Source organism: Luteimonas sp. FCS-9, from assembly GCF_001014645.1.
Lineage (GTDB): Bacteria > Pseudomonadota > Gammaproteobacteria > Xanthomonadales > Xanthomonadaceae > Luteimonas.
This window is the reverse complement of record NZ_LASZ01000010.1, coordinates 1-13505: the sequence shown is the minus strand read 5'-3', so window position 1 is coordinate 13505 and position 13505 is coordinate 1. Positions and strand designations below refer to the sequence as shown.

13 protein-coding genes are annotated in these 13505 nt (G+C 72.9%); 7 read left to right on the top strand and 6 right to left on the bottom strand.

What is annotated here, in order from left to right:
• Positions 1-19 precede the first annotated feature (19 nt).
• Positions 20-1138: a DUF3667 domain-containing protein gene (locus WQ56_RS10190; RefSeq protein ID WP_047137007.1), complete on the top strand. Its 1119-nt coding sequence runs from the start codon at positions 20-22 to the stop codon at positions 1136-1138.
• A gap of 10 nt (positions 1139-1148) precedes the next feature.
• Here WQ56_RS10190 and WQ56_RS10185 read toward each other — a convergent pair whose 3' ends face one another.
• Together WQ56_RS10185 and WQ56_RS10180 are read right to left on the bottom strand one after the other, a co-directional pair.
• Positions 1149-1793: a DUF3106 domain-containing protein gene (locus WQ56_RS10185; RefSeq protein WP_197076475.1), complete on the bottom strand. Its 645-nt coding sequence runs from the start codon at positions 1791-1793 to the stop codon at positions 1149-1151.
• Complete coding sequence (locus WQ56_RS10180) at positions 1780-2769, bottom strand: hypothetical protein (RefSeq protein ID WP_052772956.1); 990 nt, start codon at positions 2767-2769, stop codon at positions 1780-1782. Before WQ56_RS10180 ends, WQ56_RS10185 begins: the two co-directional genes overlap by 14 nt.
• A 530-nt stretch (positions 2770-3299) precedes the next feature.
• Here WQ56_RS10180 and WQ56_RS10175 point away from each other — a divergent pair.
• The gene (locus WQ56_RS10175) at positions 3300-5528 is read left to right on the top strand and encodes a primosomal protein N' (protein ID WP_047137006.1); all 2229 of its coding nucleotides are present in this window, start codon (positions 3300-3302) and stop codon (positions 5526-5528) included.
• A gap of 58 nt (positions 5529-5586) precedes the next feature.
• Here the strand turns inward: WQ56_RS10175 and rimI are convergent, their stop codons facing one another.
• From rimI to pssA, 3 genes are read right to left on the bottom strand one after another with little or no spacing between them, the layout of a single operon-like run.
• On the bottom strand, positions 5587-6075 hold the full coding sequence (gene rimI / locus WQ56_RS10170) for a ribosomal protein S18-alanine N-acetyltransferase (RefSeq protein ID WP_047137005.1): 489 nt from the start codon (positions 6073-6075) through the stop codon (positions 5587-5589).
• A gap of 2 nt (positions 6076-6077) precedes the next feature.
• A complete protein-coding gene (locus WQ56_RS10165; RefSeq protein ID WP_047137004.1) occupies positions 6078-6332 on the bottom strand; it encodes a hypothetical protein in 255 nt (84 codons plus the stop codon).
• Positions 6329-7099, bottom strand: a complete 771-nt coding sequence (gene pssA / locus WQ56_RS10160) for a CDP-diacylglycerol--serine O-phosphatidyltransferase (protein ID WP_047137003.1) — start codon at positions 7097-7099, stop codon at positions 6329-6331. The genes WQ56_RS10165 and pssA overlap by 4 nt, the downstream gene beginning before the upstream one ends.
• A gap of 99 nt (positions 7100-7198) precedes the next feature.
• Between pssA and WQ56_RS19080 the strand changes: the two genes are divergently transcribed.
• The 3 genes from WQ56_RS19080 to WQ56_RS10145 all read left to right on the top strand — a co-directional run bounded on the left by WQ56_RS19080 (position 7199) and on the right by WQ56_RS10145 (position 9907).
• Positions 7199-7609, top strand: coding sequence for a DUF4124 domain-containing protein (locus tag WQ56_RS19080; RefSeq protein WP_047137002.1), 411 nt, complete (start codon positions 7199-7201; stop codon positions 7607-7609).
• Positions 7610-7676: 67 nt separating this feature from the next.
• Positions 7677-9371 carry a proline--tRNA ligase gene (locus WQ56_RS10150; protein ID WP_047137095.1) on the top strand — a complete coding sequence of 565 codons (1695 nt, stop codon included), beginning with the start codon at positions 7677-7679 and terminating at the stop codon, positions 9369-9371.
• 167 nt (positions 9372-9538) lie between these two features.
• Positions 9539-9907: an H-NS histone family protein gene (locus tag WQ56_RS10145; RefSeq protein ID WP_047137001.1), complete on the top strand. Its 369-nt coding sequence runs from the start codon at positions 9539-9541 to the stop codon at positions 9905-9907.
• A 253-nt stretch (positions 9908-10160) separates the two neighbouring features.
• Here the strand turns inward: WQ56_RS10145 and WQ56_RS10140 are convergent, their stop codons facing one another.
• Complete coding sequence (locus WQ56_RS10140) at positions 10161-11417, bottom strand: threonine/serine exporter family protein (RefSeq protein ID WP_047137000.1); 1257 nt, start codon at positions 11415-11417, stop codon at positions 10161-10163.
• A 107-nt stretch (positions 11418-11524) separates the two neighbouring features.
• Here WQ56_RS10140 and WQ56_RS10135 point away from each other — a divergent pair, with 107 nt between their 5' ends.
• Together WQ56_RS10135 and WQ56_RS10130 are read left to right on the top strand one after the other, a co-directional pair.
• Positions 11525-12634 carry an ABC transporter permease gene (locus WQ56_RS10135; protein ID WP_047136999.1) on the top strand — a complete coding sequence of 370 codons (1110 nt, stop codon included), beginning with the start codon at positions 11525-11527 and terminating at the stop codon, positions 12632-12634.
• Between the two features lie 61 nt (positions 12635-12695).
• Positions 12696-13505, top strand: an 810-nt coding sequence (locus WQ56_RS10130) for an ABC transporter ATP-binding protein (RefSeq protein ID WP_047137094.1), incomplete at its 3' end; no start/stop codon positions are given.

The window sequence follows — 13505 nt, the reverse complement described above, 5'->3', positions numbered from 1 at the left end:
ACACGAACCGGTGCCTGCCATGCCCGATGCCCACGCGCGCGATCCGCAACCGGCCGCCTGCGAGAACTGCGCGACCCCGCTGCAGGGCGCGTTCTGCCATCGCTGCGGCCAGTCCACGCACAGTCCGGTGCGCCACACGGGCCACGCGATCGAGGAGGTGTTCGAGTCGTTCTGGCATCTCGACGGGCGGATCTTCCGGACCCTGCGCGACCTGCTGGTGCCGGGCCGCGTCGCGGCGCGCTACCTGGCCGGGCAGCGCGTGCGCTACGTCGCGCCGATGCGGCTGTTCGTGATCCTCACGCTGCTGACGGTCTTCGTCGCGAAGTTCCTCGTCGACGGCGCGACGCTCGGCATCGCGGCCGACAGCCTCGACCGCGAGACGCGCGGACGCATCGCCGCGGCGACGACCGTCGCCGAGGTGGTGGCGGTCCGCGACGACGTGCTCGCCGACCTCGACGAGACCCGCCGCGTCGCCGGCGCGATCCCCGGCGTGCGGCCGCAGCTCGACGAAGCCGAGGCGCTGCTCCGGCAGCAAGCGCACGCGCGGATCGAGGCGCTGGGCGGCGGCGACGGCGCAGGACCGGCGGACGGCGCGGACCGGGACGACGCCGGGGCGGGCGACGCGACGCCCGTCGCCCGCAGGCCCGGCCCGCCGACGATCGGCGGGCCGCTGGGCGAACGCATCGAGCGCAATCTCATGCGCATGCGCGACGACCCGGGCGTCTTCAGCCGTGCGCTGCTCGGCGCCGCGCCGACGACGCTGTTCATCCTGGTCCCGCTGTTCGCGGTGCTGCTCAAGCTGTTCTACGTGTCCCAGCGCCGGCTGTACCTCGAGCACGTCGTCATCGCGCTCTACAGCCACGCGGCGCTGATGCTCGGCCTGCTGCTCGTGTTCTGCTGCGCCCTGGCCGGCGGCTGGCTCGCGCCCCACGCCGGTTGGGCGGCGCATGCGCTCGGCTGGGCCCAGACGCTGTTGCTGTGGTCGCTGCCGATCTACCTGCTGGCGATGCAGAAGCGCGTCTACGGCCAATCGTGGCCGTGGACGCTGGTCAAGTTCGCGGTGATCGGCCAGCTGTACCTCGCGCTGTTCCTGAGCGTCGCCGTCCCGATGGCCGGCTACGCGCTGTACACGGCCTGAGCTGCGCGGCTCAGGGCGCGACGCGCGCACGCAGCCAGGCGTCGCGTTCGGGCGCCGGCACGGCCAGCCACTGCCGGCGCAGCGCGTCGCGATCCTGCGGCGGCGTGCGCTGGGCCAGCACCGCCAGGTCGGCACGCGCCTGCGGCGAGGCCGCGCGCAACGCCGCGATCGCGGGCGCACGCTGGGCTTCGGGCATCGCCGCGAACAGCGCGTGCAGTTGCGGCCACTCGGCCCCCAGCGTCGGCCCGAGCAGCCAGCCGCGGCGCAGTCCCTGGTCGAGCTGCTCGAAACGCAGCCGCAGCGCCTGCTGCTCGTCCTCGGGGAGGCCGGCGAAATACGCGGCGGCCTGCTGCAGCCGCGCGCGATCGGCCTCCGGCAGGTCGGACACCGCCTCGAACGCCAGCCGGCGGCGCGCGCGTTCGGCGGCGGGAAGCGCCGCCCAGGCCGCGCGCCGGGCCACGAGCGCGTCGCGCTCGTCCGGCGACATCGTCGCCAGCTGCGCCGCGCGCGCGGTCAGGCGTGCGCGATCGGCCTCCGGCAGGCGATCGAGCGGCAAGGCCGGCGGCAGCGCCCAGGCGCCGGCACCAGCGCCGGCCAGCGCCAGCAGGGCGAACACGCGGCCCGCGCGATGCCGCGCACGCTCAGAGCTCGGCATCGCTGATCTCCGGTTCGCCATCGTCGGACGTCTGGGCCGGTTGCAGGTGTGCATCGGCGGTCTGGTCCTGCGGCAGTTCGCGCTGCGCCGCCAGCCAGGCGAAGAAGGCCGGGTCCGTGCGCCAGGCGGCGGCGTCGTCAGGGGCCGCCAGCAGTTCGAAATCGCGCTCGGTCAACAGCGCGGCGTCCGCGTCGTAGCGCGCGGCCGGCGCGCTGTCGGCCAGCGCCTCGATGCGGATCTCGTCCTCGGCCGGGGCGCCGCGCAGCGCGTCGCGCCAGGTCGCGGCCAGCGCCAGCAGCGTCGCCAGCGCCACGGTCGCCAACGCCGGCCACAGCCAGCGCGGGCGGCGCGCGGCCTCCGGCCCGTCGACCGCCTCCGCCTCGATCTCGGCGACCGCCTTGCGCGCGACCGGGTACCGGCGCAGCGCCGGCGTGCGGCCGCGCAGGGCGGCCTCGCGCAGGGCCGCCAGGCGCGCGAGCCGGTCGGGCGGCAGCGCGCGGATGCCGGCCTGGACCGCCGCGGCCAGCGCACGCCACGCGCCGGCGTCGGGGCTGCCGTCGTCGCGGTGCGGCAGGGCACGCTGCAGCCCGAGCCGGTAGGTCGCACGGGACACGCCCAGCACCGCGGCCGCCTCGTGCTCGGGCAGGCCGGCGGCCAGGCGCAGCAGCACCGCGACCCGCGGTCCGCTCGCCAGGCCGTCCAGTGCCGGCAGTCCGTCGTCGGCGCCCGACGCGCGCGGGGCGCGCAGCGCGGGCGCGGCCAGCAGCAGCGACCAGAACCGCCGCGGCCATTCGGCGAACGGCACCTTCGACGCGCCGCCGACGAACTCGGCCATCGTCGCCGCCACCGCGGCATCGCCGGCATCCAGGTCCCCGCATTGCCACTGCGCGAACATCGCGGCGCGTCGCTCCACGCCCCGCAGGAACGCGGCGGCGGCGGGCGAGTGGCCGGAGGCGGACGACGGGGTCGGGCTCATCGGGACGGGCGGTTCGGGCCCGGCATCATAGCGGCCGGGCCGATGCAGGCGAGACTTGACAAGCCGCGGGCGAGCTTTCCACAGGCGCTCGGCAGGCGCAGGCGTTGTGCACAGGACTCACGAAGCTGTCATTTGGCTGAAGCCCGCCGGCCCGCACCGCGGCATGACAGCAATGTTTCACGGCCAAGCGATTGATATCAAATGGATTTTTGATTTTGGCACTTTTTTGTCCAACGAAGCCTTTACCGCACTGAATGCCGGATGTCGGGCCCCTTCGCCGCGTTCATGCACAGCCTTATCCACAGCTTGTGTGGATAAGCCGGAATCCGTTTCCAATCCGTCACTTGCGGGCGGAAGGTGAGCCCGGCCACAGATTTCGCCCGCAAACCTCGACGGCGGACCGGGGCTGCGGAATCGCCCGGCCGGACGATGGCTGGCCGCTCCGCCGATTCCAGGGTCGGCGTTTGCCGCGCCGACGTGTGGGCGGCCTGCCGCCTGTCGCGCGCAGCGCCTAGACTTCGCCGGTGTCCATGCCCGCCCCCCACCCCGACGTCCTGCGCGTCGCGCTGCCCGTGCCGCTGCCCCGGCTGTTCGACTACCGCCTCCCGGCGGCCGACGGCCCGGCCGGGGCCGGGCACGTCGGCCGCCGCGTGCGGGTGCCGTTCGGCCCGCGCGAGCTCGTCGGCGTGGTCGCCGACGTGGGACCGCCGGCCGGCGACGCGCCGCAGCTGCGCGAGGCCCTCGCACTGCTCGACGATCGTCCGCTGGTCGCGGGCGAGCTCGACGCCTCGCTGCGCTGGCTGTCCCGGTACACCCACGCGCCGCTGGGCGAGGTGCTGGCGGCGGCCCTGCCGGCCGCGCTGCGCCGCGGCGACCCGCTGCCCGAGACCCATGCCTGGGCCTGGCAGCTGACGGCGACGGGCCAGGCCGCGGTGCCGGGCCTGAAGCCCGGCGCCCGCCCGCGCCGGCTGGCCGAGCTGCTGCAGGCCGCGCCGCGCGACGAGGACGCGCTCGACCTGCTGCTGCCGGGCTGGCGCGGCGCGGCCAGGACGCTCGCCGCGCGGGGCCTGGCCGAACGCATCGCCATCGCCGCCTCCCGGCTCGCGCCTGCCCCGCAGCCGGGTCCGGTCCCGAACGCGGAGCAGCGCGCCGCCATCGATGCCGTCGCCGCGACCGACGGCTTCGCGGCCTTGTTGCTCGACGGGGTGACCGGCAGCGGCAAGACCGAGGTCTACCTGCAGGCCATCGCGCAGTGCCTGGCGCGCGGACGTCAGGCGCTGGTGCTGGTCCCCGAGATCGGCCTGACCCCGCAGACGCTGGCCCGCTTCCGCGCCCGCCTCGGCGTCCCGGTGCACGCGCTGCACTCGGGGCTGGGCGATGGCGAGCGCGCGCGCGTCTGGGCAGCGGCCTGGCGCGGCGAGGCACGCGTGATCGTGGGCACCCGGTCGGCGGTGTTCGTGCCGCTGCCCGATGCCGGGCTGATCGTCGTCGACGAGGAGCACGACGGCAGCTACAAGCAGCAGGACGGCATCCGCTACCACGCCCGCGACTTCGCGCTGGTGCGCGGCAAGGCGCTCGGCGTGCCGGTGCTGCTGGGCAGCGCGACGCCGTCGCTCGAATCGCTGCAGAACGCCGTGGCCGGCCGCTACCGGCACCTGCGGCTCGCCCAGCGCGCCGGCGGCGCGAAGCCGCCGGCGGTCCGCGTGCTGGACGTGCGCAAGCGCCCGCTGGAGGCCGGCCTGTCGCCCGAACTGCTCGCCGCGATCCGCGGCGCGCTCGACGCCGGCGGCCAGGTCCTGGTGTTCAAGAACCGTCGCGGCTACGCGCCGGTGCTGTTGTGCCACGACTGCGGCTGGAGCGCGCACTGCCCACGCTGCAGCACGCCCGAGCGCGCCCACCCGATGACCGTGCACGCCGGCGGCCGCCGCCTGCAGTGCCACCACTGCGGTCACCGGCAGAGCGCGCCGCCGGCCTGCCCCGACTGCGCGAGCCTCGGCCTGCAGCCTCAGGGCATCGGCACCGAGCGGCTGGAGGAACTGCTGGCCGCGCGCTTCGCGGACGTGCCGGTACTGCGCATCGACCGCGGCAGCACGCGCCGCCGCGACGCGCTCGAGCGGCTGTTCGCCGAACTGGGCACCCGCCCGGGCATCCTGATCGGCACCCAGATGCTTGCCAAGGGACACGACCTGCCGATCCTGACGCTGGTCTGTGTGGTCGGCGTCGACGAGGGGCTGTTCTCGGCCGACTTCCGCGCCGGCGAGAAACTGGCGCAGCTGCTGATCCAGGTCGCCGGCCGCGCCGGCCGGGCGGACAAGCCGGGGCTGGTGCTGCTGCAGACCCACCACCCCGAGCACGCGCTGCTGCAGACGCTGGTGCACGGCGGCTACCACGCCTTCGCCGCGGGCGAGCTCGATCAGCGCCAGGCCGCCGGCTTCCCGCCGTTCGCGCCGCTGGCGCTGCTGCGCGCCGAATCGCCGCAGGCGCAGCCGCCGATGGCCTTCCTGCAGGCCGCCCGTGCGCTGCTCGCCGGCCATGCCGGCCGCGACGCCGCTGGCCTGCCGACGCTGTCGCTCGACGGCCCGGTCGCCGCGCCGATGCCGCGACGCGCGGGCACCTGGCGCGCGCAGCTGCTGCTGGCCGCCGACCACCGCGCGCGCCTGCACGCGGTCCTGGACGCGGCGCTGCCGGCGATCCACGCGCTGCCCGAGGCGCGCCGGACGCGCTGGTCGCTCGACGTCGATCCGGTGGATCTGTACTGACGCCGGGCGCCGCGGCATCGGCGGTCGGAACCGGGGCGGACACGCCGCCCCGGACGCGTCACGGATCGAGCAGTTCGCGCGCCATCACGATCGCGTCCTCGCGCCCCTGGTGCGCGGGGTAGTAACGCGGACGGCGACCGATCTCGTTGAAGCCCTCGTCGTGGTACAGCGCGATCGCGTGCGGATTGGACGGCCGCACTTCCAGGAACACCCGCTGGGCGCCCTGCCTGCGCGCGGTATCCACCAGCGCGCGGAACATGCGCCGGCCCAGGCCGCGTCCCTGCGCGTGGGGATCGACGCAGACGTTGAGCACGTGCGCCTCGCCCGCGGCGATGCTCAGCACTCCGTAGCCCAGGATCGTGCCGGCTTCGTGCAGCACCCAGGTGGGATAGCCGGCGCGCAGGCAGTCGTCGAAGATGCCGCGGGTCCACGGGAATGGATAGGCGCGCAGCTCGATCGCCATCACCGTGTCGAGATCCTCCTCGCGCATCGGCCGCAGCGCGACGGACGGCGCAGGCGACGGGGGCGCGTCGATCCGCCCGTCCATGCTCAGCGGGCGCGGGCGCGCAACCGCCGCAGCGTCGGCCACAGCGCGCGCTTGGCGCCGGCGTCGCGCAACGCGTGCAGCGCGCCCAGGCTGCGGTAGATCGCGAACGCGTCCTCGGCATCGCGGCTGCGGCCGGCGGCACGCAGCAGCGCATCGAGCAGCGCGTCGTCGGGCAGCGTCTGCCCCGGCAACTGCGCGCGGTAGCGCACGTGCCCCAGCGCATCGAGCGCGGCGCACTGCAGCGCATCCCAGCTCACGGCGTCGCTCCCGCGGGGCCGCGTCGCCGCAGGCACCACAGCAGCGGCCCCGACAGCGCGTACAGCAGCGAGGCCGCCAGCAGCGTCTTGGGCGGATCCACCCACAACGCGATCAGGATGCCCACCGCGACCACTAGCGCGACGAACGGCACGCGATCCGAGCGCGGCCCGCTGCCGCTGCCCTTGAAGCTGGTGTAGCGGATCCGGCTGACCATCAGCAGCGCCGCGACGACAGTGACGCCGAGCGCGACGAAGCGCAGGTCGTCTCCGCTGAATTCCAGCTCGTGGCACGTCCACACGAAGCTGGCCATCAGCCCGGCCGCGGCCGGGCTCGCAAGCCCGACGAAATAGCGCTTGTCCACGGTCGCGACCTGGCTGTTGAAGCGCGCCAGGCGCAGCGCCGCGCAGGCGGCGTAGAGGAACGCGCCCAGCCAGCCGATCTTGCCCAGCGTGGGGCCGTCGAGCCGAAGCGACAGCAGCGCCCAGTGGTACATCACCATCGCCGGCGCCATGCCGAAACTGATGAGGTCGGCGAGCGAGTCGTACTGCACGCCGAACTCGCTCTGGGTGTTGGTGAGCCGCGCGACGCGCCCGTCGATGCCGTCGAGGATGGCCGCGACGAAGATCGCCAGGCACGCCGCGGTGAACCGCCCCTGGGACGCGGCGATGATGGCGAAGAACCCGGCGAACAGCCCGCCGGTGGTGAACAGGTTCGGCAGCAGGTAGATGCCGCGGCCGCGACGGGGCGTGGGGTCGGTCTCGCTCATCCGGCGAGTGTAGCGCCTGCGCGGGCGCGTCCGGCACCGCGCGGTTGCGCCCGCGGCGGGGGGATGCTGGAATCGCGCTCGTCCGCTCCGGAGTCCGCCATGCGCCGCGCTCTCGCCCTGTCCTGCCTCGCGCTGCTGGCCTCGACCGGCCCCGGCCTCGCCAGCGACGTCTACACCTGGAAGGACGCGGCCGGCGTCAGCCATTACTCCCAGACGCCACCGCCGGCCGGCGTGCGCTACCAACTGCGCAGCATCCGCCAGTCCGGCGATGCGCCCGCCACGACGGGTGCGCCGGACACGCGAACCGTCGTCGCACCGGTGCCCGCCACGCCCGACGACGGCAGCCCGCAGGCGCAGTGCCAGCGCGCGCGCGACAACATCGCCGTGCTCGAGACCGACGGCCCGGTCCGGCAGGCCGGTGCCGACGGCCAACTGCGCGAACTCGCCCCGTCCGAACGCGTCGACCAGTTGCAACTGGCCCGCGCCGCGGTCCGCGCCTACTGCGGCTGAGCCGCGGGCCCGGCGCGGGCGGCCGGATGGCACAATGTCGGGTCCGATCCCGAGCCAGATGCCGCCGATGCGCCTGTCGCAGTTCCACCTCCGCACCGAAAAGGAAACCCCCGCCGACGCCGAACTCGTCAGCCACAAGCTGATGCTCAAGGCGGGCATGCTGCGCAAGCTGGGCGCTGGCATCTACACCTGGTCGCCGCTGGGCCTGCGCGTGCTGCGCAAGGTCGAGGGCATCGTGCGCGAGGAAATGGACGCCGCCGGCGCGATCGAACTGCTGATGCCGACCATCCAGCCGCGCGAGCTCTGGGAGGAGAGCGACCGCTGGAAGAAGTTCGGCCCGCAGCTGTTGAAGGTCAAGGACCGCAAGGCGCAGGAGTTCTGCTACGCGCCCACCGCCGAGGAGGTGGTCACCGATTTCGCGCGTGGCGAGCTGGCGAGCTACAAGCAGCTGCCGGTGAATTTCTACCAGATCCAGACCAAGTTCCGCGACGAGATCCGGCCGCGCTTCGGCGTGATGCGCTCGCGCGAGTTCCTGATGAAGGACGCCTATTCGTTCGACATCGACGAGGCCGGCATGGCCGCGTCCTACCAGACGATGCACGCGGCCTATACCCGGATCTTCACCCGGCTGGGCCTGGAGTTCCGCGCGGTGCAGGCCGACTCGGGCGCGATCGGCGGCGACGCGTCGCAGGAATTCCACGTGCTGGCCGACTCGGGCGAGGACGCGATCGCGTTCTCGACCGCTTCCGACTACGCCGCCAACGTCGAGGCCGCGCGCGCCGCGGCGCCCGGCGCGCGCCCCGCGCCCGCCGAGACGCTGCGCCGCGTCGAGACGCCGACCCAGAAGACCTGCGAGGACGTCGCCGCGCTGCTCGGCATCGCGCTCGCGCGCACCGCCAAGTCGGTCGCACTGATGGCCGGCGACCAGTTCGTGCTCGCGCTGGTGCGCGGCGACCATGCGGTCAACGAGATCAAGCTCGCCAAGGTCGAGGGACTGGCCGACTACCGGCTCGCGAGCGAGGCGGAGATCGCCGAGCACCTGGGCAGCGAGCCGGGGTTCCTGGGCCCCGTCGCGCCGCGGCGCGCGATCCGGATCGTCGCCGACCGTGAGGTCGCGGCGATGGCCGACATCGTGTTCGGCGCGAACGAGGCCGGCTGGCACCTGGCCGGCGTCAACTGGGGACGCGACCTGCCCGAGCCGGACGTCGTCGCCGACATCCGCGACGTGGTCGACGGCGACCGCGCCGAGGACGGCGGCGAGCTGCGCATGGTGCGCGGCATCGAGGTCGGCCACGTCTTCCAGCTCGGCCGCAAGTACGCCGAGGCGATGGACTTCAAGGTCCTCGACGCCGCCGGCAAGGCCGTCGTGCCGTGCATGGGCTGCTACGGCATCGGCGTGTCGCGCATCGTCGCCGCGGCGATCGAGCAGAACCACGACGACAACGGCATCGTCTGGCCCGCGGCGATGGCGCCGTGGCAGGTCGCGGTCTGCGTGATCAACCCCAAGAACGAGCCCCACGTCGCCGAGGCCGCCGAGTCGCTGTATCGCGAACTGCAGGCCGCCGGCATCGACGCCGTGCTCGACGACCGCGGCCTGCGCCCCGGTGCAATGTTCGCCGACATCGAGTTGATCGGCGTGCCGCACCGGGTCGTCGTCTCGGGTCGCGGCCTGTCGTCGGGCACGTACGAATATCGCGCGCGCGCGGCAGCGGACGCCGAGAATCTCGACCGCGAGTCGCTGTTTTCGCGGCTGCGGGGCTGAGATTCTGTTTCCGGCGCGGTGCCGGATAATCTCCCGGGCTTCACCTGCGCGCGACGCCGCCGCCCCGATTCCCCGGGGCGGCGGTTTGTATTCGCCGGATAATCCGGATTATGATGCGCCAGTGCCAATGGACTGGTATCCCCATTAACCAGCCGGAGCCGATACGAATGGCGTTTGACCTCAATGCTTTTTCCCCGCAACAGCTCGATGCCCTGATTGCCCAGGCCAAGGAGCGCAAGACCACGCTCAAGAAGCGCAAGCCGCTGGCCTCGGTCCGCAAGAAGCTCACCGACCTGGCCGCGGCCGAGGGATACAGCGTCGCCGAACTGTTCGGTGCCGGCGGCGCTGCCGCGCCGGCCGCCAAGCGCGCCGGTCGCACCGGCCCGGCCAAGGGCCGCAAGCTGGGCAAGGTGCCGCCGAAGTACCGCAACCCGGCCAACAAGGCCGAGACCTGGACCGGGCGCGGCAAGCAGCCGCTGTGGCTGGCCGGCCAGATCAAGAAGGGCAAGAAGCTCGAAGAGTTCCTGATCAAGTAATCGGGCGCTTGCAGAACGAAAAAGGCGCCGTCGGCGCCTTTTTTCTGGTTCTTCTCCCGGGCGCGGGAATGGCAGTTTCCTTCGGATAGGCAGCAGCCTGCCCGCCGGAGGCCGCTCCCCCCTCGGTCAAGGCCGCTTCGCGGTCCGGCCACGCGAAGCACGCGTGGCGTTCGCATGGATGCGCGGCAGTGGACGCAAGCTGCCCGCTGAGATGCGCTGAAATCGCGCGAATCCGCGCGCCGGACGCGACCCGTCAGAGGTTCTTGCGCGCCGGCAGCAGCACGTTGCCGAAGATCAGGCCGGCAATCAGCGCCATGACGATGTTCATCACCAGCAGCGCGGCCTCCTGGCCGGCGGCGACGTTCTGCTGCTGCACCAGGTTCATCAGGCCGCGCAGGCTGTTGCTGCCCGGCACCAGCATGATGATTCCCGGCACGCGGATCACCGCGCCCGGCCGGTCGGCCCAACGCGCATAGCCGTTGCCGGCGGCGGTCACCGCCAGCGCGGCGACGAACAGGCCGATGTTGGGCCCGGGCGCGGCGCCGACCCAGCGCGAGATCAGGTAGCCCGACGCGGCGGCCGCCATCACCAGCAGCACGTCGCGCCGCCCGGCGCGGAACAGGATCGCGAACGCGCCCGCCGCGACCGCGAGGGCGCCCCACTCCACCCAGTCGGGCTGCGGGCGCAGCGCGCGCACGTTCGGTGAGACGCCGAGCATCTTCGCCAGCGCCAGCGCGATGATCGTGCCGATCGTCAGCTTGAGCACCGTGGTGATGGCGCCGGCGAACCGGGCCGTGCCCGACACCAGATGCTGGCTGGTCAGCTCGTTGATCGCGTTGGTCAGCGCCATGCCGGGCAGCATCACGATCAGCGAGGCGATGATGACGGTATTGAGGTTGAGCGGCGCCACGAACGCGGACACGAGAATCGCCACGACGCCGGCGAGCATGCCGGCCAGCGCCTCGCCGGCCTCCTTGAGCCGCGTGCCGTTGCGGGTGACAAGATCGAGCAGGCCGATCAGCAGGCCGATCGTGCCGGCGGTCGCGATGTCGGCCCACGGCAGGCGCCAGAGCCCGCCGACGCCGGTCGCGACCAGCGCGAAACCCAGCACGTGCAGCGCCTTGCCCAGCCGGCCGGGCTGGCGCTCGTCGAGCGCGCGCAGCGCGGCGTGTCCTTCCGCCAGGTCCATGCCGCCGGACATCACCTGCTCGGCGATGCGGTCGGTCTCGCACAGTTTGTACAGATCGACGTCGCCCGGCGGCATGCGGATCACCCGCGTGGTGTCGCTGTCGCCGGGCGGGCGCAGCGGATCGCTGAAGGACAGGATCATGCCGGTGGGATTGACCCACGGCTCGCAGTCGATGCCCAGCCGCTGGGTCACCCTGATCACCGCGCCCTCCAGGCGCTGGGCGGTGGTGCCGTAGGCGTGCAGGTGCTCGGCGAGCTCGACCACGAACGCGATGCGTGCGGCGTAGCTGGCGGAGGTCAGCGAGGCGATCGTCGTGGACATCGGCACAGCATCGCATGGGCGCGGCGGGCCGGCGACGCGTGATGCGCGGCATCACACGCATTTTCGGTATCCTCATCCCCGTTTGCCCTGCCGGCCGCCCGCATCGCATGACCGCCTCCCGCCACGCCTCGCCCAGCGCCGACGCCGTCGACGGCGGCACGCTGCGGCTGCGCGGCCACTGGACGCTCGACCATGCGGGCGCGATCGACCGGGTGCTGCGCGAGGCGGGCGACGCGAGTGGGATTGACGCGACCGGCGTGGACCGGCTGGACTCGGTCGGGGTGCTGCAGCTGCAGCACTACGCCCAGGCGCGCAAGCTGGACTTCGCCGCGTTCCGCTTCCGCGACGACCATCGCGCGCTGGTCGAGGCGATCGACGAAGTGGCCGACGACCGGCCGCCGCGCAAGCGCGAGTACGGCTTCGCGGCCGCGCTCGGGCGGCTCGGCTACACGATGCACGACAACTGGCGCGAGGTCGTGGCGCTGGTGAGCTTCCTGGGCGAGCTGCTGGTCAAGCTCGTGCGCCTGGTGGCCGCCCCGCGCCGGCTGCGGATCACCTCGACCGTGCACCACATGGAGCAGGTCGGGCTGGACGCGGTGCCGCTGGTGGCGCTGCTGTCGTTCATGGTCGGCGCCGTGATCGCGTTCCTGGGCGCCTCGGTGCTGGCCGATTTCGGCATGACGATCTTCGTCGTCGAACTGGTGTCGATCGCGTTCCTGCGCGAGTTCGGCGTGCTGCTGACCGCGATCCTGCTGGCCGGCCGCACCGCGAGCGCGTTCACCGCGCAGATCGGCGCGATGGTCGGCCGCGAGGAGGTCGATGCGATCCGCACGCTGGGCCTGGACCCGGTCGACCTGCTGGTGATCCCGCGCGTGCTCGCGCTGATGGCGATGCTGCCGCTGCTGACCTTCATCGCGATGGTCTCGGGCCTGGTCGGCGGCCTGTCGGTCGGCGCCTTCAGCCTCGACATCCCGCCGCAGGCCTACCTGGCCCGCATGCACGAGCAGATGGAACTGCGGCATTTCCTGGTCGGCATGTCCAAGGCCCCGCTGTTCGCGATGGTCATCGGCCTGATCGGCTGCCTGGAAGGCCTGCAGGTCGAGGGCACCGCGCAGTCGGTCGGCGAGCGCACCACCTCGAGCGTCGTGCAGGCCATTTCGCTGGTCATCGTGCTCGATGCGTTCGCCGCGATCTGGTTCATGCACATGGGATGGTGAAACCGGGATTGGGGATTAGGGATTGGGAACAGCACAACGAACGCGACCGGAGACATCTGCTTTGCCTGCACCGAATCCCCAATCCCCAATCCCCAATCCCGACGTCGACGTCGACGTCGCCATCCGCGTGCGCGGTCTGGTCAACCGATTCGGCGAGCAGGTCGTGCACGAAGGGCTGGACCTGGACGTTCGGCGCGGCGAGATCCTCGGCGTGGTCGGCGGTTCGGGCACCGGCAAATCGGTGCTGATGCGGGCGATCCTGGGCCTGCGCGCACCGCAGGACGGCAGCATCGAGGTCCTGGGCACCGATGCGCTGTCGCGCGACCCGGAGAGCCGCAGCCACATCGAACGCCACACCGGCGTGCTGTTCCAGGACGGCGCGCTGTTCTCGTCGCTGACCGTCGGCGAGAACGTCGAGGTGCCGCTGAAGGAACACCACGGGGACCTGTCCGAGAAGCTGCGCTACGAACTGGCGCTGCTGAAGGTCAAGCTCGCCGGCCTGCCGGCCGATGCGGTCGGCAAGCTCCCGTCCCAGCTCTCGGGCGGCATGCGCAAGCGCGCCGGCCTGGCCCGCGCGCTGGCGCTCGACCCGCCGCTGCTGTTCCTGGACGAACCCACCGCGGGCCTCGACCCGATCGGCGCGGCCGCCTTCGACCGGCTGATCCGCACGCTGCAGGAGGCGCTCGGACTGACCGTGTTCCTCATCACACACGACCTCGACACTCTGTACGCTATCTGTGACCGTATCGCGGTGCTGGCCGACAAGCGGGTGGTCGCGGTGGCGCCGGTCGAGGAGATCGAACGGGTCGACCACCCGTGGATCCAGGATTACTTCCACGGCCCCCGCGGCCGTGCCGCACGCGACGCCAGG

What these genes read in the sequence shown, in the direction of transcription:
- WQ56_RS10185 (WP_197076475.1), bottom strand. Translation starts at nt 1,793, where the DNA reads ATGCCGAGCTCTGAGCGTGCGCGGCATCGCGCGGGCCGCGTGTTCGCC.
- WQ56_RS10190 (WP_047137007.1), top strand. Translation starts at nt 20, where the DNA reads ATGCCCGATGCCCACGCGCGCGATCCGCAACCGGCCGCCTGCGAGAAC.
- WQ56_RS10135 (WP_047136999.1), top strand. Translation starts at nt 11,525, where the DNA reads ATGACCGCCTCCCGCCACGCCTCGCCCAGCGCCGACGCCGTCGACGGC.
- WQ56_RS10150 (WP_047137095.1), top strand. Translation starts at nt 7,677, where the DNA reads ATGCGCCTGTCGCAGTTCCACCTCCGCACCGAAAAGGAAACCCCCGCC.
- pssA (WP_047137003.1), bottom strand. Translation starts at nt 7,099, where the DNA reads ATGAGCGAGACCGACCCCACGCCCCGTCGCGGCCGCGGCATCTACCTG.
- WQ56_RS10180 (WP_052772956.1), bottom strand. Translation starts at nt 2,769, where the DNA reads ATGAGCCCGACCCCGTCGTCCGCCTCCGGCCACTCGCCCGCCGCCGCC.
- rimI (WP_047137005.1), bottom strand. Translation starts at nt 6,075, where the DNA reads ATGGACGGGCGGATCGACGCGCCCCCGTCGCCTGCGCCGTCCGTCGCG.
- WQ56_RS10175 (WP_047137006.1), top strand. Translation starts at nt 3,300, where the DNA reads ATGCCCGCCCCCCACCCCGACGTCCTGCGCGTCGCGCTGCCCGTGCCG.
- WQ56_RS10140 (WP_047137000.1), bottom strand. Translation starts at nt 11,417, where the DNA reads ATGTCCACGACGATCGCCTCGCTGACCTCCGCCAGCTACGCCGCACGC.
- WQ56_RS10145 (WP_047137001.1), top strand. Translation starts at nt 9,539, where the DNA reads ATGGCGTTTGACCTCAATGCTTTTTCCCCGCAACAGCTCGATGCCCTG.
- WQ56_RS19080 (WP_047137002.1), top strand. Translation starts at nt 7,199, where the DNA reads ATGCGCCGCGCTCTCGCCCTGTCCTGCCTCGCGCTGCTGGCCTCGACC.